This is a genomic window from Pseudomonas sp. HLS-6 TE3448, assembly GCF_053629555.1.
The window spans coordinates 4,583,297-4,605,236 of record NZ_JBRJIO010000001.1 but is presented as its reverse complement, the minus strand read 5'-3'; the positions used below and the strand labels follow the sequence as shown (position 1 = coordinate 4,605,236).

21 protein-coding genes and 1 tRNA gene are annotated in these 21,940 nt (G+C 60.5%); 10 read left to right on the top strand and 12 right to left on the bottom strand.

Features of this window, described 5'->3' with window-relative positions; translation table 11 throughout:
* Positions 1-100 precede the first annotated feature (100 nt).
* The gene (locus AB7M23_RS21145) at positions 101-2,326 is read right to left on the bottom strand and encodes an NADP-dependent isocitrate dehydrogenase (protein WP_065758549.1); all 2,226 of its coding nucleotides are present in this window, start codon (positions 2,324-2,326) and stop codon (positions 101-103) included.
* A gap of 412 nt (positions 2,327-2,738) precedes the next feature.
* Between AB7M23_RS21145 and icd the strand changes: the two genes are divergently transcribed.
* Positions 2,739-3,995, top strand: coding sequence for an NADP-dependent isocitrate dehydrogenase (icd, locus tag AB7M23_RS21140; RefSeq protein ID WP_065758550.1), 1,257 nt, complete (start codon positions 2,739-2,741; stop codon positions 3,993-3,995).
* A gap of 72 nt (positions 3,996-4,067) precedes the next feature.
* Here icd and cspD read toward each other — a convergent pair whose 3' ends face one another.
* Positions 4,068-4,322, bottom strand: a complete 255-nt coding sequence (gene cspD / locus AB7M23_RS21135; protein ID WP_178081716.1) for a cold shock domain-containing protein CspD — start codon at positions 4,320-4,322, stop codon at positions 4,068-4,070.
* Positions 4,323-4,546: 224 nt separating this feature from the next.
* Between cspD and clpS the strand changes: the two genes are divergently transcribed.
* A complete protein-coding gene (gene clpS, locus AB7M23_RS21130) occupies positions 4,547-4,909 on the top strand; it encodes an ATP-dependent Clp protease adapter ClpS (RefSeq protein ID WP_065758552.1) in 363 nt (120 codons plus the stop codon).
* 30 nt (positions 4,910-4,939) lie between these two features.
* Complete coding sequence (clpA, locus tag AB7M23_RS21125) at positions 4,940-7,210, top strand: ATP-dependent Clp protease ATP-binding subunit ClpA (protein ID WP_065758553.1); 2,271 nt, start codon at positions 4,940-4,942, stop codon at positions 7,208-7,210.
* Positions 7,211-7,339: 129 nt separating this feature from the next.
* On the opposite strand, the gene infA is transcribed toward clpA, so the two are convergent.
* The 3 genes from infA to aat all read right to left on the bottom strand — a co-directional run bounded on the left by infA (position 7,340) and on the right by aat (position 9,106).
* The gene (gene infA / locus AB7M23_RS21120) at positions 7,340-7,558 is read right to left on the bottom strand and encodes a translation initiation factor IF-1 (RefSeq protein ID WP_002553999.1); all 219 of its coding nucleotides are present in this window, start codon (positions 7,556-7,558) and stop codon (positions 7,340-7,342) included.
* A 102-nt stretch (positions 7,559-7,660) separates the two neighbouring features.
* Complete coding sequence (locus tag AB7M23_RS21115) at positions 7,661-8,368, bottom strand: arginyltransferase (protein ID WP_330523562.1); 708 nt, start codon at positions 8,366-8,368, stop codon at positions 7,661-7,663.
* Positions 8,369-8,425: 57 nt separating this feature from the next.
* Positions 8,426-9,106, bottom strand: coding sequence for a leucyl/phenylalanyl-tRNA--protein transferase (gene aat / locus AB7M23_RS21110; protein WP_454241951.1), 681 nt, complete (start codon positions 9,104-9,106; stop codon positions 8,426-8,428).
* Between the two features lie 300 nt (positions 9,107-9,406).
* Here aat and AB7M23_RS21105 point away from each other — a divergent pair, with 300 nt between their 5' ends.
* From AB7M23_RS21105 to cysG, 6 genes are all read left to right on the top strand, one after another.
* The gene (locus AB7M23_RS21105; RefSeq protein ID WP_454241950.1) at positions 9,407-11,848 is read left to right on the top strand and encodes a DNA translocase FtsK; all 2,442 of its coding nucleotides are present in this window, start codon (positions 9,407-9,409) and stop codon (positions 11,846-11,848) included.
* 63 nt (positions 11,849-11,911) lie between these two features.
* Positions 11,912-12,535, top strand: coding sequence for an outer membrane lipoprotein chaperone LolA (gene lolA, locus AB7M23_RS21100; protein WP_065761816.1), 624 nt, complete (start codon positions 11,912-11,914; stop codon positions 12,533-12,535).
* Positions 12,536-12,553: 18 nt separating this feature from the next.
* The gene (locus tag AB7M23_RS21095; RefSeq protein WP_065761815.1) at positions 12,554-13,879 is read left to right on the top strand and encodes a replication-associated recombination protein A; all 1,326 of its coding nucleotides are present in this window, start codon (positions 12,554-12,556) and stop codon (positions 13,877-13,879) included.
* Positions 13,876-14,250 (top strand): fluoride efflux transporter CrcB, encoded by a 375-nt coding sequence (crcB, locus tag AB7M23_RS21090; RefSeq protein ID WP_099775287.1) that lies wholly within the window; start codon positions 13,876-13,878, stop codon positions 14,248-14,250. Before AB7M23_RS21095 ends, crcB begins: the two co-directional genes overlap by 4 nt.
* Positions 14,251-14,267: 17 nt before the next feature.
* Entirely contained in the window at positions 14,268-15,548 is a 1,281-nt protein-coding gene (gene serS, locus AB7M23_RS21085) for a serine--tRNA ligase (RefSeq protein WP_065761001.1), read from the top strand.
* Positions 15,549-16,934 carry a siroheme synthase CysG gene (cysG, locus tag AB7M23_RS21080; protein ID WP_330523564.1) on the top strand — a complete coding sequence of 462 codons (1,386 nt, stop codon included), beginning with the start codon at positions 15,549-15,551 and terminating at the stop codon, positions 16,932-16,934. It abuts the gene before it with no gap.
* Positions 16,935-17,009: 75 nt separating this feature from the next.
* Here cysG and AB7M23_RS21075 read toward each other — a convergent pair whose 3' ends face one another.
* The 7 genes from AB7M23_RS21075 to AB7M23_RS21045 all read right to left on the bottom strand — a co-directional run bounded on the left by AB7M23_RS21075 (position 17,010) and on the right by AB7M23_RS21045 (position 21,669).
* Positions 17,010-18,008: a glycosyl transferase family protein gene (locus AB7M23_RS21075; protein ID WP_454241949.1), complete on the bottom strand. Its 999-nt coding sequence runs from the start codon at positions 18,006-18,008 to the stop codon at positions 17,010-17,012.
* Positions 18,005-18,340, bottom strand: coding sequence for a TusE/DsrC/DsvC family sulfur relay protein (locus AB7M23_RS21070; RefSeq protein ID WP_102053051.1), 336 nt, complete (start codon positions 18,338-18,340; stop codon positions 18,005-18,007). Before AB7M23_RS21070 ends, AB7M23_RS21075 begins: the two co-directional genes overlap by 4 nt.
* Entirely contained in the window at positions 18,337-18,636 is a 300-nt protein-coding gene (gene tusB, locus AB7M23_RS21065; RefSeq protein ID WP_454241948.1) for a sulfurtransferase complex subunit TusB, read from the bottom strand. Before tusB ends, AB7M23_RS21070 begins: the two co-directional genes overlap by 4 nt.
* On the bottom strand, positions 18,636-18,995 hold the full coding sequence (gene tusC, locus AB7M23_RS21060) for a sulfurtransferase complex subunit TusC (RefSeq protein WP_065760996.1): 360 nt from the start codon (positions 18,993-18,995) through the stop codon (positions 18,636-18,638). Before tusC ends, tusB begins: the two co-directional genes overlap by 1 nt.
* A 1-nt stretch (position 18,996) precedes the next feature.
* On the bottom strand, positions 18,997-19,389 hold the full coding sequence (tusD, locus tag AB7M23_RS21055) for a sulfurtransferase complex subunit TusD (RefSeq protein ID WP_065760995.1): 393 nt from the start codon (positions 19,387-19,389) through the stop codon (positions 18,997-18,999).
* 102 nt (positions 19,390-19,491) lie between these two features.
* Positions 19,492-20,874, bottom strand: coding sequence for a nucleobase:cation symporter-2 family protein (locus tag AB7M23_RS21050; RefSeq protein ID WP_454241947.1), 1,383 nt, complete (start codon positions 20,872-20,874; stop codon positions 19,492-19,494).
* Between the two features lie 123 nt (positions 20,875-20,997).
* Entirely contained in the window at positions 20,998-21,669 is a 672-nt protein-coding gene (locus AB7M23_RS21045; RefSeq protein WP_454241946.1) for a Bax inhibitor-1/YccA family protein, read from the bottom strand.
* Positions 21,670-21,791: 122 nt separating this feature from the next.
* Between AB7M23_RS21045 and AB7M23_RS21040 the strand changes: the two genes are divergently transcribed.
* Positions 21,792-21,879, top strand: a tRNA-Ser gene (locus AB7M23_RS21040).
* Positions 21,880-21,940 lie beyond the last annotated feature (61 nt).

The window sequence follows — 21,940 nt, the reverse complement described above, 5'->3', positions numbered from 1 at the left end:
CGCATGGCCGGTGTTCTCGGCGACGCGGGTGCCACGCCTCTGCAGAAAAGCAGAAACCCCGGTGCGTGGCCGGGGTTTCTGGTGTTACATCAAGCGACCGTTACAGTGCAGAAATCGCGCTGTTGAAGGTTTGGCTTGGGCGCATCACTTTGCTGGTCAGCTCGGCATCAGGGTAGTAGTAACCACCGATTTCGGCTGGCTTGCCCTGGACAGCGTTGAGCTCGGCGACGATGGTCGCTTCGTTCTCGGTCAGTGCCTTGGCCAGTGGGGCAAAGCGCGCTTGCAGTGCGGCGTCGTCGTTTTGTGCAGCCAGTGCCTGGGCCCAGAACAGGGTCAGGTAGAAGTGGCTGCCGCGGTTGTCGATGCCACCAACCTTGCGCGCTGGCGACTTGTTGTCGTCCAGGAACTTGCCGGTTGCCTGGTCCAGGGTGTTGGCCAGGACCTTGGCTTTCGGGTTGGCGTAGGCGTTGCTCAGGTGTTCCAGAGAAGCGGCCAGGGCCAGGAATTCACCCAGCGAGTCCCAGCGCAGGAAGTTCTCTTCGACCAGTTGCTGTACGTGCTTCGGTGCCGAACCGCCGGCGCCGGTTTCGAACAGGCCGCCGTTGTTCATCAGCGGAACGATCGACAGCATCTTGGCGCTGGTGCCCAGCTCCATGATCGGGAACAGGTCGGTCAGGTAGTCGCGCAGTACGTTGCCGGTCACCGAGATGGTGTCCTTGCCTGCACGGATACGCTCCAGGGATACCTTCATGGCCTCGACTGGCGACAGGACACGAATGTCCAGGCCGGTGGTGTCGTGGTCTTTCAGGTACTTCTGGACTTTCTCGATCATCACGCCGTCATGGGCGCGTTGTGGGTCGAGCCAGAAAATGGCTGGGGTGTTGCTGGCGCGAGCACGGTTGACGGCCAGTTTGACCCAGTCCTGGATCGGGGCGTCTTTGGCTTGGCACATGCGGAAGATATCGCCAGCTTCGACGTCCTGCTGCAGCACCAGGTTGCCTTTGCTGTCTACAACGCGAACAACACCGTCGGCAGCGAGCTGGAAGGTCTTGTCGTGAGAGCCGTACTCTTCGGCTTTCTGTGCCATCAGGCCAACGTTCGGTACGCTGCCCATGGTCGTTGGGTCGAAGGCGCCGTGTTTCTTGCAGTCTTCGATAACGGCCTGGTAGATGGTGGCGTAGCAACGATCCGGGATGACGGCCTTGGTGTCTTGCAGCTGGCCTTCGGCGTTCCACATCTTGCCCGAGTCACGGATCATGGCCGGCATCGAAGCGTCGACGATCACGTCGCTTGGCACGTGCAGGTTGGTGATGCCCTTGTCGGAGTTGACCATGGCCAGCGCCGGGCGAACGGCGTAGACGGCCTGGATGTCAGCTTCGATCTCGGCTTGCTTGTCAGCAGGCAGCGCCTTGATACGGGCGTACAGGTCGCCGATACCGTTGTTCAGGTTGAAGCCGATCTGTTCCAGTACGTCAGCGTGCTTGTTCAGCGCGTCCTGATAGTACTCGGCAACGATCTGGCCGAACATGATCGGGTCGGAGACCTTCATCATGGTCGCCTTCAGGTGAACCGACAGCAGTACGCCCTTGGCCTTGGCGTCTTCGATTTCAGCGGCGATGAAGCTGCGCAGTGCCTTGCGGCTCATGACCGAGCAGTCGATGATTTCGCCGGCCTTGACCGAGGTTTTCTCTTTCAGAACGGTGGTGTTGCCGTTCTTGTCCAGCAGTTCGATGCGCAGGCTGTCATCGGCTTCGATCAGCGCGGCTTTTTCGCTGCCGTAGAAGTCGCCGTTGCTCATGTGGGCAACGTGGGACTTGGAGTCTGCAGCCCAGGCGCCCATTTTGTGCGGGTGCTTGCGGGCATAGTTCTTGACCGACAGCGGTGCGCGGCGGTCGGAGTTGCCTTCGCGCAGTACCGGGTTTACGGCGCTGCCCTTGATGCGGTCGTAGCGTGCACGGGTTTCTTTCTCGGCGTCAGTGGCCGGGGTTTCCGGGTAGTCCGGAATGTTGAAACCTTTGGCTTGCAGTTCCTTGATCGCGGCTTTCAGTTGTGGAACCGAGGCGCTGATGTTCGGCAACTTGATGATGTTGGCTTCTGGCGTGGTCGCCAGTTTGCCCAGTTCTGCCAGGTGGTCGGCCACTTGCTTGTCGGCGCCGAGCTGTTCAGGGAAGGCAGAAAGGATGCGGCCGGCGAGAGAGATGTCCCGGGTTTCTACCGCGATGTCGGCGGTAGCAGTGAAGGCTTCGACGATGGGCAGCAGTGAGTAGGTGGCGAGGGCGGGGGCTTCGTCGGTGAAGGTGTAGATGATCTTGGATCGGGTGGGCATATTCGGGTTAACTCTCTGTTTTGCTGAGCGTGCACAGAATCTCGAGGTGCGCAGGGTAATGCGCTTCGCCTGGACACATCCATAAGCAGAAGGTCGAGGGTTCTGGGCGTTGATGGTGATGCATCAGTCGAGTGTCAAACGGCTGGGCTGCGGTAACAGCTCAGTCTTGTCGGGGCGCGGGTCTCATTTCAGGCCGGTTACCCCCAGTGACCCTTTGGTCACCGGCGGAGTATACCAAACCCTTGGTCTTAATCACCAAGACGTAGTGGTCGGTTGGTCACTTATAGACGAAAGATGTAGAGATTTTGGCGCTTTGTGACGGATTGGTGTACGAGGTTTCCGTTATCCGTCAACTGGGTTAGGCTCTGGGTAATGCATGATGACGAACCACACCAAAAAAACGGAGTGCAGCATGGGATACCAGAAAATCAAGGTTCCGGCAGTCGGCGACAAAATCACCGTCAACGCAGACCATTCTCTCAATGTTCCAGACAACCCGATCATCCCGTTCATTGAAGGTGACGGCATTGGCGTCGACGTCAGCCCGGTCATGATCAAGGTTGTCGATGCTGCCGTAGAGAAAGCCTATGGTGGCAAGCGCAAGATCTCCTGGATGGAAGTCTATGCCGGCGAGAAAGCTACCCAGGTGTATGACCAGGATACCTGGCTGCCTCAGGAAACCCTGGATGCGGTCAGGGATTACGTCGTCTCCATCAAGGGCCCGCTGACCACTCCGGTCGGTGGTGGTATCCGTTCCCTGAACGTGGCCCTGCGTCAGCAACTGGACCTGTATGTTTGTCTGCGTCCGGTGGTGTGGTTCGAAGGCGTTCCAAGCCCGGTCAAGAAGCCCGGCGATGTCGATATGGTGATCTTCCGTGAGAACTCCGAAGACATCTATGCCGGTATCGAGTGGAAGGCGGGTTCGCCTGAGGCGAACAAGGTCATCAAGTTCCTGAAGGAAGAAATGGGCGTTACCAAGATCCGTTTCGACCAGGATTGCGGTATTGGTATCAAGCCGGTTTCCAAACAAGGCACCCAGCGCCTGGTGCGCAAGGCCCTGCAGTACGTCGTGGATAACGACCGCGAGTCGCTGACCCTGGTGCACAAGGGCAACATCATGAAGTTCACCGAAGGTGCCTTCAAGGACTGGGGCTACGAAGTCGCCAAGAACGAGTTTGGCGCCGAACTGCTCGATGGTGGCCCGTGGATGCAGTTCACAAACCCGAAAACCGGCCGCAAGGTCGTGGTCAAGGATGCCATTGCCGACGCCATGCTCCAGCAGATCCTGCTGCGTCCAGCCGAGTACGATGTCATCGCCACCCTTAACCTCAACGGTGACTACCTGTCCGACGCGCTGGCGGCCGAGGTGGGCGGTATCGGTATTGCGCCGGGCGCCAACCTGTCCGACACCGTGGCCATGTTCGAAGCTACTCACGGTACTGCGCCGAAATACGCCGGCAAGAACCAGGTCAACCCGGGTTCGGTGATCCTCTCCGCTGAAATGATGCTCCGTCACCTGGGCTGGACCGAGGCGGCTGACCTGATCATCAAGGGCACCAACGGTGCTATTGCCGCCAAGACGGTGACCTACGACTTCGAGCGCCTGATGGACGGCGCTACGCTGGTGTCGAGTTCCGGTTTCGGTGAAGCACTGATCAAGCACATGTAAGGGCGGTACAAAAAATCGGCCAGTCCTTGCGGATTGGCCGGTTTTTTATGGGCGATTCAAAAACAAGGTGTGTCAGGCGAGTGTGGTGGTCGAGGCGGAGGTGGGGGCTGCGGTTTCCGTCTTTGCGGCTGCCCTGATTTTCACGGCGTGCAAGCCCTTGGGGCCCTGGATGATGTCGAAGGCAACGGTTTGTCCGGCTTTCAGCGTCTTGTAGCCGTCCATCTCAATGGCCGAGTAGTGGGCGAACAGGTCTTCGGTCTTGCCCTCCTCGTTGATGAAGCCATAGCCCTTGGCATTGTTGAACCACTTGACTTTACCGCTTGCCATCCTCATATCCCTCTGCAAAGGACTCCATCACTGGAGTATCATCCACTCAATCCGCTGATTAACCTGCGAACTCTGGTTGACTGCGCGGACCTTGTTGACCACGGTGGGTTCTTATTGGTTGTAACACCGTTTTGCTGATAGTCAAGGCGATGCGACGGTCGTCCAGGCGTCGACCCGGCGGTCAACTCACAACCTTAACGTGTCGAAATGATGAAATTCTTTCCATGCATGCACATAGCCAGATTCGACTAACATTCAATCAGGATCACCCGCAATCGCATGAGGACGATGGGTCCGGGCTGGCGGTGCAGGAAGCCAAGCCAGCGCTGCAGGCACCGCCGATGTACAAGGTGGTTTTGTTCAATGATGACTACACCCCGATGGATTTTGTCGTCGAAGTGCTCGAAATGTTCTTTAACCTGAACCGCGAGTTGGCGACCAAGGTCATGCTGGCCGTCCATACAGAAGGACGGGCAGTGTGCGGATTGTTTACCCGTGACATCGCCGAAACCAAGGCCATGCAGGTCAACCAATACGCCAGGGAAAGCCAGCATCCGCTACTCTGTGAAATCGAGAAGGACGGTTAATCGCCGACCACTTGGGTATGAGGTGAAGCTATGTTAAACCGCGAGCTCGAAGTCACCCTCAATCTGGCCTTCAAGGAGGCCCGTTCGAAGCGTCATGAGTTCATGACCGTCGAGCACCTTCTGCTGGCACTATTGGATAATGAGGCAGCCGCCACCGTTCTGCGGGCCTGTGGTGCGAACCTCGATAAACTCAAACACGACCTGCAGGAGTTCATCGACTCCACCACGCCATTGATCCCGGTGCACGATGAGGATCGCGAAACCCAGCCAACCCTGGGCTTCCAGCGCGTGTTGCAGCGTGCAGTATTCCATGTACAGAGCTCGGGCAAGCGTGAAGTGACCGGTGCCAATGTGCTGGTGGCGATCTTTAGCGAGCAGGAAAGCCAGGCGGTGTTTCTGCTGAAGCAGCAAAGTGTGGCCCGTATCGACGTGGTCAACTACATCGCCCATGGCATCTCCAAGGTGCCAGGGCACGGCGAGCATTCCGAAAACGATCAGGACATGCAGGATGAGGAGGGCGGCGAAACCTCTTCCTCGAGCAACCCGCTGGACGCCTATGCCAGCAACCTCAACGAGCAGGCACGCCAGGGTCGTATCGACCCATTGGTAGGGCGTGAGGCCGAGGTTGAGCGTGTGGCACAAATCCTTGCCCGTCGGCGCAAGAACAATCCGCTGCTGGTCGGTGAAGCGGGCGTGGGCAAGACGGCCATTGCCGAAGGCCTGGCCAAGCGTATCGTTGATGGCCAGGTGCCGGATCTGCTGTCGCACAGCGTGGTCTACTCGCTGGACCTGGGTGCGCTGTTGGCCGGTACCAAGTACCGTGGTGATTTCGAGAAGCGCTTCAAGGCGTTGCTCAATGAGCTGCGTAAACGGCCGCAGGCGATTCTGTTCATCGACGAGATTCACACCATTATCGGTGCCGGTGCGGCATCGGGCGGCGTGATGGATGCGTCCAATCTGCTCAAGCCCTTGCTGTCCTCGGGGGATATCCGCTGCATTGGCTCGACCACGTTCCAGGAGTTTCGTGGCATCTTCGAGAAAGACCGTGCCTTGGCGCGGCGCTTCCAGAAGGTCGATGTCAGTGAGCCATCGGTGGAAGACACCGTTGGTATCCTGCGTGGGCTCAAGGGGCGTTTCGAATCGCATCACAACATCGAGTACAGCGATGAAGCCCTGCGTGCCGCTGCCGAGCTGGCAGCGCGCTACATCAATGACCGGCATATGCCTGACAAGGCCATCGACGTCATTGACGAGGCGGGCGCCTACCAGCGCCTGCAGCCGGTAGAGTCGCGAGTCAAGCGTATCGATGTACCTCAGGTCGAGGATATTGTTGCCAAGATCGCGCGGATCCCACCAAAACACGTCACCAGCTCCGACAAGGAACTGCTGCGTAACCTGGAGCGTGACCTGAAGCTGACTGTGTTCGGTCAGGACGCTGCCATCGATTCGCTGGCCACCGCAATCAAGCTGTCGCGGGCTGGCCTGAAGTCGCCGGACAAGCCGGTTGGCTCGTTCCTCTTTGCCGGGCCTACAGGTGTCGGCAAGACCGAGGCGGCGCGACAACTGGCCAAGGCGCTGGGTGTCGAGCTGGTGCGCTTTGACATGTCCGAGTACATGGAGCGGCATACCGTGTCGCGCCTGATTGGTGCGCCACCCGGTTACGTCGGTTTCGATCAGGGTGGTTTGCTGACCGAGGCAATCACCAAGCAGCCGCACTGCGTGTTGCTGCTTGATGAAATCGAGAAGGCGCATCCGGAAGTCTTCAACCTGCTGCTGCAGGTGATGGACCATGGCACGCTGACCGACAACAACGGGCGCAAGGCGGACTTCCGCAACGTGATTGTCATCATGACCACCAACGCGGGTGCCGAGACGGCTGCGCGAGCCTCGATTGGCTTTACGCAGCAGGATCACTCCTCCGATGCGATGGAAGTCATCAAGAAGAGCTTCACGCCGGAGTTCCGTAACCGCCTGGACACCATCATTCAGTTTGGTCGTCTGAGTCACGAAACCATCAAGAGTGTGGTCGACAAGTTCCTCACCGAGCTGCAGGCGCAACTCGAAGACAAGCGCGTGCTGTTGGAGGTTTCCGATGCGGCGCGTAGCTGGCTGGCAGCGGGTGGCTATGATGCGCAGATGGGGGCGCGGCCAATGGCGCGGCTGATTCAGGACAAGATCAAACGGCCATTGGCTGAAGAGATCCTGTTTGGTGAGCTGGCTGAGCATGGTGGAGTGGTGCACGTCGACATGCGTGATGGCGAGTTGGTGTTCGAGTTCGAGACGACGGCTGAAATGGCCTGATAGCCGTCATCGGCAGCCCGGCTCCTGCGGGAGTCGGCCTTGCCGGCGATGGTGCGGGTGGGTTCTCCATGGTTTCATTGAGACAAACGAAAACGCCCGGCTCATGCCGGGCGTTTTCGTTGATGACGCTTAACGGGCGCGGTAGGTGATGCGCCCTTTGCTCAGGTCATAAGGCGTCAGTTCGACGCGGACCTTGTCACCAGTCAGAATTCGAATGTAGTTCTTGCGCATTTTTCCGGAGATATGCGCGGTAACGACGTGCCCGTTTTCCAACTCCACGCGGAACATGGTGTTGGGCAGGGTGTCGACGACAGTGCCTTCCATTTCGAAGCTGTCTTCTTTCGACATGCAGTAAAGCCCTCGGTATCCAGTTAATGGCCCGGTGCGGCTGCGCCAGGCAAAAAAAGTGGCGTGCATTGTGCCCGAAAAATGGGGTTCAAGCCAAGGATTTCAATTTAGCGTCACCCAGCGCTGATTGATCAGCAGCTCGATGGGGCGGTACTGGGTCTTGTAACTCATCTTTTTGCAGTTCTTGATCCAGTAGCCCAGGTAGACCGCCTCCAGGTTCAGGCGCAGCGCTTCGGTGATCTGCCAGAGGATGGCGTAGCGCCCCAGGCTGCGACGCTCCTCATCGGGTTCGTAGAAGGTGTAGACCGCCGACAGGCCGTTGGGCAGCAGGTCGGTGACCGCCACGGCGAGCAGGCGACCGTCCAGGCGAAATTCATAGAAACGTGAGAATGGCAGGTCGCGGACCAGAAAGGTGGCGAACTGATCGCGGCTGGGTGGGTACATGTCGCCATCGGCATGACGCTGTTCGATATAGCGCCGATACAGGTCGAAGTACTCTTCGTTGAAGGCCGGGCGCGCAGCAGTCACGACCAGGTCGGCGTTGCGCTTGAGGATGCGCTTCTGCTGGCGGTTGGGCAAAAACCGTGCAGCCGGAATGCGTGCCGGTACGCAGGCATTGCAGTTTTGGCAGTGTGGCCGGTACAGGTGGTCGCCGCTGCGCCGGAAGCCCATTTCCGACAGATCTGCGTAGACATGCACGTCCATTGGCTGGCTCGGGTCGAGAAACAGCGTCGTGGCTTGCTCGTTTGGCAGGTAGCTGCAGGAATGGGGTTGAGTGGCATAAAACTTCAACCGCGCCAGCTCTGTCATGATCAACCCCTCGGGAGTGACGTTTGTTTTAAGTGTAAGCCAGCTGGAAAAACTCGCCTAGCAAACCCATGTCGCCGAGTTGGCTTGGTCGAGGTAGCGACGCAGGTAGCCGGCGAACGTGGCGCGGGCAATTGCCCGGGCGCCGAGGCTGTGCAGGTGCTCGGTGGGCATCTGGCAGTCGATCAGGACAAAGCCGGCGTTTTTCAGGTGCTCGACCAGCGTTGCAAAACCGACTTTGGAGGCGTTGTCGGCCCGGCTGAACATCGACTCGCCGAAGAACAGGCGGCCCATTGCCAGCCCATACAGCCCGCCGACCAGTTCGCCTTGCTCGCGCACTTCCACGGAGTGGGCAAAACCCTGCTGGTGCAGCTTCAGGTACGCCTTCTGCATGCTGTCGGTGATCCAGGTGCCGTCGGCATAGGCGCGCGGTGCCGCGCAGGCACGGATGACGCCAGCGAAGTCCTGGTCGAAGCTGACCTGGTAGCGCCCTTGGCGCATGACCTTGCGCAACGAACGCGAGACATGCAACTCGTCGGGAAACAGCACGGTGCGTGGGTCTGGTGACCACCACAGGATCGGCTGGCCATCCTGGTACCAGGGGAAGCAGCCATGCCGATAGGCCTGGATCAGCCGTTCCGCGCTCAGGTCACCGCCAGCGGCGAGCAGGCCGTTGGGGTCGCGCAGCGCCTTTTCCAGAGGGGGGAAGTCAAGAGAATCGCGGCTCAGCCAGGTCAGCATCGTCGTTTCAACGGCAGAAGAGGGGAGGGTGGTCAGGATCGCCTGCCAGGGCGATGCGGGTCAACCGCAACTTGCCGGCTGATTTGTTGTCCCTACTACGCAAAAAGCCCGTATAAGCCTTTGTCACAAAAGAGAATGCGTGCTCAAATTGAACATTATGCAATTAATCCCGTCTGCGACGTATTCTGGCGCACCGCCATGGCGGCATACGGGTAGTAATGTTAAAAGTAATGGTTTGTTGGCTGCCTTCGTCAGCCAGCCACCTGTTGGACGCGCAAGCAGCGCAGGAATAGACGCGTTTTGAAGAAATCCACCGCTACCCCAAACCCCTTGCCGGTACCGCTTTGGCGCCAGCAACTGCACTACCGGCTCAAGGAGGGTGCCCTGATTGCCATGGGCGCCCTGTGCCTGTATCTGTGGATGGCTCTGCTTACCTACGACCAGGCAGACCCTGGCTTCAGCCACACCAGCAACGTCGATCAGGTGCAGAACGCGGCGGGCCGCGCCGGCGCCTTCTTTGCGGACGTGTTGTTCATGGTGCTGGGCTATTTCGCCTACATCTTCCCGCTGTTGCTGGCGATCAAGACCTGGCAGATCTTTCGTGAGCGTCACCAGCCCTGGCAGTGGAGCGGCTGGCTGTTTTCCTGGCGCCTGATCGGCTTGGTGTTCCTGGTGTTGTCCGGTGCCGCGCTGGCGCATATCCATTTTCATTCGGCCCCAAGCCTGCCGGCGTCTGCAGGCGGCGCGCTGGGCGAAAGCCTGGGTGACCTGGCCAAGAATGCCTTGAACGTGCAGGGCAGTACCCTGATGTTCATTGCCCTGTTTCTGTTTGGCCTTACCGTGTTCACCGACCTGTCGTGGTTCAAGGTGATGGACCTTACCGGCAAAATCACCCTTGACCTGTTCGAGGTGTTCCAGGGGGCGGCCAGTCGTTGGTGGTCAGCGCGTAACGAGCGCAAGCAACTGGTTGCCCAGCTGCGTGCGGTCGACGAGCAGGAGCACGAGATCATGGCGCCAATGGTTGCCGAACGCCGCGAGCCGGCCAAGGCTCGTGAACGCGTCGTCGAGCGTGAGCCGGCGCCGAGCAAGCCGGTGGTCGAGCGTCCTCAGTCGCCTGCGCCGATCATCATGCCAGCTCCAGCTCCAGCTCCAGCTCCAGCTCCGGCGCAGGTCAAGGCGGCAGAGCCGATCAAGCGTGTGCAGGCGGAAAAACCCGCGCAGGTGTTCGTCGATAGCGCCGTCGAGGGCACCTTGCCGCCGATCTCTATCCTCGATCCTGCCGAGAAGAAGCAGGTCAACTATTCGCCTGAGTCGCTGGCTGGTGTCGGGCAGTTGCTGGAAATCAAACTCAAGGAGTTCGGTGTCGAAGTGTCGGTGGACTCGATCCACCCCGGCCCGGTGATTACCCGTTACGAAATCCAGCCCGCTGCCGGGGTCAAGGTCAGCCGTATTGCCAACCTGGCCAAGGACCTGGCGCGTTCGCTGGCCGTGACCAGCGTGCGCGTGGTCGAGGTCATCCCCGGCAAGACTACCGTGGGTATCGAGATCCCGAACGAAGACCGGCAGATCGTGCGCTTCTCCGAAGTGCTGTCGTCGCCGCAGTACGATGAAGCCAAGTCGCCGGTTACCCTGGCGCTGGGCCATGACATCGGCGGCAAGCCGGTGATTACCGACCTGGCCAAGATGCCGCACCTGTTGGTGGCCGGTACTACCGGTTCCGGTAAATCGGTGGGCGTCAACGCGATGATCCTGTCGATCCTGTTCAAGTCGAGCCCGGAAGACGCCAAGCTGATCATGATCGACCCGAAAATGCTCGAGTTGTCGATCTATGAGGGCATTCCGCACCTGCTTTGCCCTGTCGTCACCGACATGAAGGACGCAGCCAACGCCCTGCGCTGGAGCGTGGCCGAGATGGAGCGTCGCTACAAGCTGATGGCGGCCATGGGCGTGCGTAACCTGGCCGGCTTCAACCGCAAGATCAAGGATGGCGAGGAAGCCGGCGAGCCGGTTTATGACCCGCTGTTCCGCCGTGAGAGCATGGACGACCAGCCGCCGCTGCTGAAAACCCTGCCGACCATCGTGGTGGTGGTCGACGAATTTGCCGACATGATGATGATCGTTGGCAAGAAGGTCGAAGAGCTGATCGCCCGTATCGCCCAGAAAGCGCGGGCGGCCGGTATCCACTTGATCCTCGCGACCCAGCGGCCCTCGGTGGACGTGATTACCGGCCTGATCAAGGCCAACATTCCAACCCGAATGGCCTTCCAGGTGTCGAGCAAGATCGACTCGCGCACCATCATCGACCAGGGTGGTGCCGAGCAGTTGCTCGGCCATGGTGACATGCTCTACATGCCGCCAGGCACCAGCCTGCCGATCCGTGTACACGGTGCGTTCGTTTCCGACGAAGAAGTGCACCGCGTGGTTGAAGCCTGGAAGCAGCGTGGCGCCCCGGACTACAACGACGACATCCTCAACGGTGTCGAAGAGGCCGGCAGTGGCTTCGAGGGCGGTAGTGGCGGCGAGGGTGGTGACGACGCTGAGACCGATGCGTTGTACGATGAAGCGGTTCAGTTCGTTCTGGAAAGTCGTCGTGCGTCCATCTCCGCGGTTCAGCGCAAGCTGAAGATCGGCTACAACCGCGCTGCGCGGATGATCGAAGCGATGGAAATGGCTGGCGTGGTCACGGCCATGAACACCAACGGCTCGCGCGAGGTCATTGCGCCTGGGCCAATGCGCGACTGATGATCGATTTTGCCGGGTGCCAATGACGGTGCCCGGCCCATTCACTGTTCTACGAGGATTCTCATGCGCCTGATTCGCATGTTGTTGGTTTCTGCCCTGACGGTGTCCGCCATTCCGGCCTATGCCGGTGAGCAAGACGTGGCGCGTCTGACCCAATTGCTGGAAAAATCGCAGACAATCACTGCCCGTTTCTCTCAGTTGACCCTTGATGGCAGCGGTACTCAGTTGCAGGAAACCAACGGTGAAATGTCGGTGAAACGCCCTGGCCTGTTCTACTGGCACACCGATGCGCCACAGGAGCAGGTCGTGGTGTCGGACGGGCAAAAAGTCACCCTGTGGGACCCGGACCTGGAACAGGCGACCATCAAGAAGCTCGACGAGCGTCTGACCCAGACGCCAGCACTGCTGCTGTCCGGCGATGTGTCGAAGATCAGCCAGAGCTTCGAGATCTCTTCCAAGGAGCAAGGCGAGGTGGTGGATTTCACCCTCAAGCCGAAGACCAAGGACACCTTGTTCGACTCCCTGCGCCTGTCGTTTCGCCGTGGCCTGATCAATGATATGCAACTGATCGACAGCGTCGGTCAGCGCACCAATATCCTGTTCACTGGGGTCAAGGCCAACGAGGCGATTCCAGCGGGCAGATTCAAGTTCGACATCCCGAAAGGCGCTGACGTCATTCAGGAATAAGAGGTAAGGCAGCCGTTGATGGACCTGTTTCGTAGTGAGCCTGTTGCCCAGCCCTTGGCCGCGCGTCTGCGCCCGGCCAACCTGGACGAGTACGTCGGTCAGGAGCACCTGCTGGCGCGTGGCAAGCCACTGCGTGAAGCACTGGAACAGGGCGCGCTGCACTCGATGATCTTCTGGGGGCCGCCAGGGGTGGGCAAGACCACCCTGGCGCGGCTCCTGGCGCAGTTTTGCGATGCCCACTTCGAAACGGTGTCGGCCGTGCTGGCCGGGGTCAAGGAGATCCGTCACGCGGTAGAAATCGCCAAGCAGCAGGCCGGTCAGTATGGTCGCCGGACCATCCTGTTCGTCGATGAAGTGCACCGTTTCAACAAGTCGCAGCAGGATGCTTTCCTGCCCTACGTCGAAGACGGCACGCTGATCTTCATTGGCGCGACCACCGAGAATCCTTCGTTTGAATTGAACAACGCCTTGCTCTCTCGGGCGCGGGTCTATGTGCTGAAAAGCCTCGACGAAGCGGCGTTGCGCAAGCTGGTGCAGCGTGCGCTGAGCGAAGAACGTGGCCTGGGCAAGCGCCAGCTCAGCCTGGGCGATGAAGGCTTCAAGATGCTTTTGGCGGCGGCGGATGGCGATGGCCGGCGTTTGCTCAACCTGCTGGAAAACGCCTCGGACCTGGCCGAAGACGGCAGTGAGATCGGTGTCGACCTGCTGCAAAGCCTGCTGGGCGATACCCGTCGCCGTTTCGACAAGGGCGGAGAGGCGTTCTACGACCAGATTTCGGCACTGCACAAATCGGTGCGTGGCTCCAACCCTGACGGTGCGCTGTACTGGTTTGCGCGGATGCTCGACGGCGGGTGCGACCCGCTCTACATTGCCCGGCGCGTGGTGCGCATGGCCAGTGAAGACATCGGCAACGCCGACCCTCGCGCGTTAAGCCTGTGCCTGGCCGCCTGGGATGTGCAGGAGCGCCTGGGCAGCCCGGAAGGCGAGCTGGCGGTGGCGCAAGCGATTACCTACCTGGCCTGTGCGCCGAAGAGTAACGCGGTGTACATGGGCTTCAAGGCCGCCATGCGCGAAGCCGCCGAGCACGGTTCGCTTGAGGTGCCGCTGCATTTGCGCAACGCGCCGACCAAACTGATGAAGCAGTTGGGCTACGGGGACGAGTACCGTTATGCCCACGACGAGCCGGATGCCTATGCCGCTGGCGAAGATTACTTCCCCGACAACCTGGAACCGCGCCAGTACTATCAACCGGTACCGCGCGGCCTTGAGCTGAAGATCGGCGAAAAGCTCAAGCACCTGGCCGAGCTGGACCGGCAAAGCCCCCGGCAACGGAGAAAACCATGATTGCGGTTGTTGCGGCGGTGAGTGCAGGCGGCATTGCCGGTACCTTGCTGCGCTTTGCCACAGCCAATTGGGTGAACGCGCACTGGCCACGCCACTTCTATCTCGGTACGCTGGCAGTCAATCTGATTGGATGCTTGTTGATCGGGCTGTTGTACGGTTTGTTTTTGCATCGCCCGCTGGTACCGGTCGAGTTGAGGGCCGGCCTGATTGTCGGTTTTCTTGGCGGCTTGACTACCTTTTCATCCTTTTCACTGGATACCGTGCGCCTGCTCGAAAGCGGGCAGGCGCCGCTGGCGTTCGGCTATGCCGCGCTCAGCGTACTTGGCGGCCTGCTCGCAACCTGGGCTGGCCTGTCTTTGACCAAATTCTGAACCAACGAGAGAACGATATGCTCGATTCCAAACTGTTACGCGGCCAACTTCAGGAAGTGGCGGACCGCCTGGCCTCCCGTGGCTTCAGCCTGGATGTCGCGCGCATCGAAGCACTGGAAGAGCGCCGCAAGGTGGTGCAAACCCGCACCGAGCAGCTGCAGGCCGAGCGTAACGCCCGTTCCAAGTCCATCGGCCAGGCCAAGGCCAAGGGCGAAGACATCGCTCCGCTGATGGCTGACGTCGAGCGCATGGCGGCCGAACTGGCCAGCGGCAAGGTCGAGCTGGACAGCATCCAGTCCGAGCTGGATGGCATTCTGATGGGCATTCCGAACCTGCCGGACGCTTCCGTGCCGGTCGGTGAAGACGAAGAAGGCAACGTCGAAGTGCGCCGCTGGGGCACTCCGAAAGCCTTTGATTTCCCGGTCCAGGATCACGTCGCGCTGGGCGAGAAGAACGGCTGGCTGGACTTCGAGACCGCAGCCAAGCTGTCGGGCGCACGTTTTGCCCTGCTGCGTGGCCCGATTGCGCGCCTGCACCGTGCCCTGGCCCAGTTCATGATCAACCTGCACATCAACGAGCACGGTTACGAAGAGGCCTACACCCCGTACCTGGTTCAAGCACCTGCGCTGCAAGGCACTGGCCAGCTGCCGAAGTTCGAGGAAGACCTGTTCAAGATCAGCCGTGAAGGCGAAGCCGACTTCTACCTGATCCCGACCGCTGAAGTGTCGCTGACCAACATCGTCGCTGGCGAGATCCTCGACGCCAAGCAACTGCCGATCAAGTTCGTTGCCCACACCCCATGCTTCCGCAGTGAAGCCGGTGCGTCGGGTCGTGATACCCGTGGCATGATCCGCCAGCACCAGTTCGACAAGGTCGAGATGGTTCAGATCGTTGAGCCGAGCAAGTCCATGGAAGCCCTGGAAGGCCTGACGGCGAACGCCGAGCGCGTACTGCAAGCCCTCGAGCTGCCATACCGCGTGCTGGCACTGTGCACCGGCGACATGGGTTTCAGTGCCACCAAGACCTATGACCTGGAAGTCTGGGTGCCGAGCCAGGACAAGTACCGCGAAATTTCCTCGTGCTCCAACTGTGGTGACTTCCAGGCCCGTCGCATGCAGGCCCGCTGGCGCAACCCGGAAACCGGCAAGCCGGAACTGGTGCATACCCTCAACGGTTCGGGCCTGGCGGTCGGCCGTACGCTGGTGGCAGTGCTGGAGAACTACCAGCAAGCCGATGGCTCGATTCGTGTGCCTGAAGTCCTCAAGCCTTACATGGGCGGCCTGGAGGTCATCGGCTAAATGGAATTTCTACCGCTGTTCCACAACCTGCGTGGCAGCCGTGTGCTGGTCGTAGGTGGCGGCGAGATTGCCTTGCGCAAATCTCGCTTGCTGGCAGATGCCGGCGCCGTACTTCGTGTGGTTGCGCCCGAGATCGAAGGGCAATTGGCCGAGCTTGCCCGGCACAGCGGTGGTGAACTCCTGTCCCGCGGGTATCAGGAAAGCGATCTGGACGGTTGTCAGTTGATTATCGCCGCTACTGATGACCAGGAACTCAATGCTCAGGTGTCTGCAGATGCCCGCAAGCGTTGTGTGCCGGTCAATGTGGTCGATGCGCCTGCGTTGTGCTCGGTGATTTTTCCGGCCATTGTCGACCGTTCGCCACTGGTTGTAGCGGTGTCCAGCGGCGGCGATGCACCGGTACTTGCTCGGTTGATCCGGGCCAAGTTGGAAACCTGGATTCCTGCGGCTTATGGCGAGCTGGCCGGCCTGGCCGCGCGTTTTCGCCACAAGGTGAAAGCCCTCTACCCAGACGTCAACCAGCGCCGTGGCTTCTGGGAAGATGTCTTTCAGGGGCCGATTGCCGAGCGCCAACTGGCCGGGCAGGGTGCTGAAGCCGAGCGCTTGTTGCAAGCCAAGGTAGACGGCGTACCCGCGCAGACGTCAGGTGAGGTGTACCTGGTTGGCGCTGGTCCTGGCGACCCTGATCTGCTGACGTTCCGCGCCTTGCGCCTGATGCAGCAAGCGGATGTGGTGCTCTATGACCGCCTGGTGGCACCGGCAATCATTGAGCTGTGCCGTCGTGATGCCGAGCGTATTTACGTTGGCAAGCGTCGCGCTGATCACGCCGTGCCTCAGGATCAGATCAATCAGCTTTTGGTTGACCTGGCCAAGCAAGGCAAGCGCGTGCTGCGGCTCAAAGGGGGCGATCCATTCATCTTTGGGCGTGGTGGCGAGGAAATCGAGGAGCTGGCGGAGCAGGGTATTCCATTCCAGGTAGTGCCCGGTATTACGGCGGCCAGCGGTTGCTCGGCGTATGCCGGTATTCCGCTGACCCACCGTGACCATGCGCAGTCAGTGCGCTTCGTGACCGGTCATCTCAAGGATGGCACCAGCAACTTGCCGTGGAACGATCTGGTGGCGCCTGCGCAAACCCTGGTGTTCTACATGGGGTTGGTGGGGCTGCCGACCATCTGTGCCGAGCTGATCCGTCATGGTCGTGCCGCCGATACCCCGGCGGCGCTGGTTCAGCAGGGCACCACGCCCAACCAGCGGGTCTTTACCGGCACGTTGGCTGACCTGCCGACACTGGTGGCTGAGCATGAAGTCCATGCGCCAACGCTGGTCATCGTCGGTGAGGTGGTGCAACTGCGTGACAAGCTCGCCTGGTTCGAAGGCGCCCAGTAAAAACTGGCCCTTGTTGTCGATTGCAGCGATGGGCGCCGCCTGTGCGGCGCCTTCACTGTCAGGCCTGCCGGGTCATTAACCGAGCGGGCGTGCGTCCCAGTACGCCCGTGCCTTGGCGAACGCGTTTTCACGGTCATCGCCCAGCCCGCGCAGGGCCAGGGCCATGGTCGAAATCAAAGCCATTTCACCGTAGCTGTCGCGGGCTTCACCGCGCCAGACCGCCAGTAAATGCTCCGGTTCCAGGCTGGCCGGTTTGACATGGCGCTGTGCAGCGAGCGCTGGCCATTCCTCATCCCAATCCTGCCCGCCTGCCGTGCCATACAAATGGCTGGCGCTGTCCGGGTTGACCTCTATCTCACCCCCGTCGCCCTTGACCACAATGGCCGTGTCACCGAGCAGTCGGCTGGCCTCGCGATGCACCGCCTGATAGCCGGGGTGGAAGATGCTCTGCAGGCCGCAGCGCGCGCCCAACGGGTTGAGCACGCGGGCCAGGGAGTGGATGGGTGAACGCAGGCCCAAGGTGTTGCGCAGGTCGATCATCCGCTGCAACGGGGGCGCCCAGTCCTGCAATGGAGCAAACGCCAGGTGCTGGTTATCCAGCGCCGTGGACACGGCATTCCAGTCGCGGCACAGCGGAATCTGCAGCAGGTCGAGCAGTTGCTCGGTGTACAGGCGCCCCGCGGTATGCGCACCGCCGCCATGCATCAGGATACGCACGCCGTTTGCTGCCAGGCACTTGGCCGCCAGCAGGAACCAGGGCAGGTGACGCTTCTTGCCCGCGTAGCTTGGCCAGTCGAGGTCGATTTGCATTGGCGGCGCTTGCAGGCGCTGGCGCAGGGCTTCGGTGAAGCCTGCCAGTTCCTCGGGGCTCTCTTCCTTGTGCCGCAACAGCATCAGGAACGCACCCAGCTGGGTTTCTTCGACCTTCTCGTCGAGCAGCATGCCCATGGCCTCACGGGCTTCTTCGCGGGTCAGGCCGCGAGCGCCGCGCTTGCCTTTGCCAAGGATGCGCACAAATTGGGCGAAAGGGTGCTCAGCCGGGGTTTCGAGGGTCAGCGGGCGAGGATCGTTCATATGCAATTGGTTGGCTTCGGCAGGCCCGCCAGCTTGGCGGCGAGTTTGGCAGGGGTGCCCTTGAACAGGCGATTCAGGTGCAGGCTGTTGCCTTTTTCCGGGCCCAGCTTCAAGGCTGTGTATTTGATCAGCGGGCGGGTGGCTGGCGACAGCTGGAACTCCTGGTAGAACTGACGCAGCAGTTCCAGTACTTCCCAGTGCTCGGGGGTCAGTTCCAGTGCTTCACGCTCAGCCAGCGCGGCGGCGACCTCGCTGGACCAATCACTCAGTTCCAGCAGGTAGCCCTCTTTATCCAGCGCGATGTCGCGGGTGCCGACAGTCAGGGTACTCATAACCAGCTGTTGACCTTGTCGTATTGCAGGGACAGGGCCACGAAAGCCGGGTAATCGACGCTGCGGGCCAGGGTGTCTGCCGCAATGGCGCGAGCCTGCAGGTCTTCTTCAAGGGCAAACAGGCGCTCGCCAAGGTTGTGGGCGAGCAGGGTGCTCAGCGGCGCGCTGCCGGGTTGCAGGGCATACACTGCATCGCCGCAGAGCAACAGGCCGTCGGTGGGGCCGAGCAGGCGCAGGCAGCTGCTCAGGCGGTCGTCGCCAAAGGGTGAGTGGGAAATGACGTGCAGGGTGCTCATCAGAGGGTTACCACCTGGTCAAAACGGTCAATCAGCGCTGCCAGCGCAGCGTCGTCCAACACTTCTACCGGCAAACTCAACTGCTCGGCACAAAGGCCACGCTCAAGCAGGCTGGTGCGGGCGGCAAACAGTTCTTCTACGCCGAACATGGGCAGCGCCTGCAGGTTGGCTGCAAGGTTCTTCTGCTGCAGCTGTGCGGGTTGTTGGCCGGGTGCGAGCTGGAACACACCGTCATCGAGAAACAGCATGCCCAATGGCAGGTCAAAGGCACCGCCGGCCAGGGCGATGTCCAGCGCTTCGCGGGCCGACGGGCCTGCCCACGGCGCTTGGCGGCTGATGATCAACAGGGACTTGGCCATCTCAATCGCCTCCAAAGCAGACCAGACGGTCGGCGGTTTGTGCGGCCTCATGCAACTGGCCAAGGCCTGACAGCTCCCAAGGCGCCGACAGGTTGGCTGCCTGGCGCTGATAGCGTTGGGCTTCTTCTGCGTTCAGCACGCCACGGCGCAAGGCGGCGGCAATGCACACCACGCCATCGAGCTGTTGCTCGCTGACGAAGGTGCGCCACTGGGCTGGAACATCCAGCTCATCCTGGGGCGTGACCACAGTGCTTGAAGCGCTGTGAACGCCATCCTGGTAGAAAAACAACCGGACGATCTCGTGCCCGCCTGCCAGTACGGCCTGGGCGAACAGCAGGGCGCGGCGCGAGGAGGGCGCATGGGCCGGGGAAAAAACCGCAATCGCGAACTTCATGGGAGGCTCTGTCAGCAAATCTGTGGGAATAATAAAGCAAAAAGCCCGCAGCGGGCTGCGGGCTTCCTGTTCTATCGGTTGCCAGGCGCGAGGCGCCGCCAATCAGGCCTTGTGCGTGCTGCTTTCTGGCAGGAACCAGTTCAACACCAGTGCACAGATCCCGCCGGTGGCGACACCCGACTCCAGCACATTGCGCAGTGCCGACGGCATGTGGGCGAGGAACTCCGGTACTTGCGCCACACCCAGCCCCAGCGCCAGCGACACCGAGATAATCAGCAGTGCGCGACGGTCCAGGCTGATGCTGGCGAGGATATTGATACCCGACGCCGCTACGGCCCCGAACATCACCATCGCTGCGCCACCCAATACCGGCTCAGGCACCGCCTGGATCACACCGGCCACTGCCGGGAACAGGCCCAGCAGTACCAGCATTGCGGCGATCCACACACCGATATGGCGGCTGGCGATACCGGTCAACTGAATCACCCCATTGTTCTGGGCGAAGATCGAGCTCGGGAAGGTGTTGAACACGCCGGCCAACAGCGAGTTGGCGCCGTTCACCAGCACGCCGCCCTTGATCCGTTGCATCCACACCGGGCCTTCTACCGGCTGGCGCGACACCTTACTGGTGGCGGTTACGTCACCGATGGCTTCCAGCGAGGTCACCAGGTAGATCACCAGCATTGGGATAAACAGCGCCCAGGAGAAGCTCAAACCGAAGTGCAGCGGCATCGGCACCTGGAACAGCTCGGCCTGGTGCATGCCGGTAAAGTCCAGGCGGCCCATATAGCCGGCCAGCGCATAGCCCACGCCCAGGGCAATGACGATGGCACAGCTGCGCATCCAGACCACAGGAATACGGTTGAGCACCACGATAATCGCCAGCACCACACCTGACAGCAGCAGGTTTTCACCGTTGGCGAAGGTGCCGTTGGCCATGGCCGCGAAGCCGCCACCCATGCTGATCAGGCCGACCTTGATCAGGGTCAGGCCAATCATCAGCACCACGATACCGGTCACCAGCGGGGTGATCAGGCGTTTGACGAACGGCAGGATCCGGGAAATACCCATCTCCACGAAGGAGCCGGCAATGACCACACCAAAGATGGCTGCCATCACGCCTTCTACCGGCGTGCCTTGCTTGACCATCAACGCACCGCCAGCGATCAGCGGGCCGACAAAGTTGAAGCTGGTGCCCTGAACGATCAGCAACCCGGCGCCAAACGGCCCGAAGCGGCGGCACTGCACAAAGGTGGCAATCCCGGAGATGACCAGCGACATTGACACGATCAGGTTGGTATCGCGGGCTGAAACCCCCAGTGCCTGACAAATCAGCAGGCCGGGGGTCACGATCGGCACGATGATCGCCAGCAAGTGTTGCAGGGCGGCCAGCAGGCCGATCAGCGGGCGAGGGCGGTCTTCCAGACCCAGGACCAGTTCATTGGCCTGCGCAGGTGCGTCGGGCCGGTGTTCGATTGCGCTCATGGGTAGTGTGCTGCCCCGGGAGAAAAAAGGAGCGCATTCTACGGTGGCACACCCATTTGGCAAAGCCCAAACGCCACCCATGAAAAAGCCCACCGAAGTGGGCTTTCGTACACTACCGGGCTATCAGTCGTCGCGACTCATCAGGCCGAACAGTTGCAGCAGGCTGACGAACAGGTTGTAGATCGATACATACAGGCTGATGGTTGCCATGATGTAGTTACGCTCACCACCGTGGATGATCGCGCTGGTCTGGAACAGAATGCAGACCGACGAGAACAGCACGAAGCCGGCGCTGATCGCCAGTTGCAGGCCGCTGATCTGGAAGAACAGGCTGGCCAGTACTGCGCCCATCAGCACGAAGAAACCGGCAGTGATGAAGCCACCCAGGAAGCTCATGTCCTTGCGGGTGATCAGCACATAGGCCGACAGGCCGCCGAACACCAGCGCGGTCATGGCGAACGCCGAGCTGACGACTTCAGCGCCGCCCTGCATGCCCAGGTAACGGTTGAGGATAGGGCCGAGGATGAAACCCATGAAACCGGTGAGGGCGAACGTGGAGACCAGGCCCCAGACCGAATCACGCAGCTTGTTGGTGAGGAAGAACAGGCCATAAAAGCCGATCAGCACCACGAATACGTTCGGGTAGCCGACACGCATCTGCTGGGCCACGTAGGCCATGATGCCGCTGAAAACAAGGGTTATAGCCAGAAGGCCGTACGTGTTACGCAGGACGCGGCTGACTTCTTGCTGCTCGACCTGCAGGCCGTGATTGACGGCGTAATCCTGTTCGCGCATGGCGACACTCCTGTGGTTTTGAAACGTTCAGATGCAAAGATCATAACAGAGGCATGCAAAGCGGCTACACAGAGAGTTTGACAGCTTGTTTCATTTCGGTATTATGGCGCCCGCAAAGCCGAGGAAGCGTGGCCGAGTGGTTTAAGGCAACGGTCTTGAAAACCGTCGATGGGCAACTATCCTAGAGTTCGAATCTCTACGCTTCCGCCATATTCAAAGCCCTGATTATTCAGGGCTTTTTGCGTTTCTGGAGGCGTGAAAAGCAGTCAGT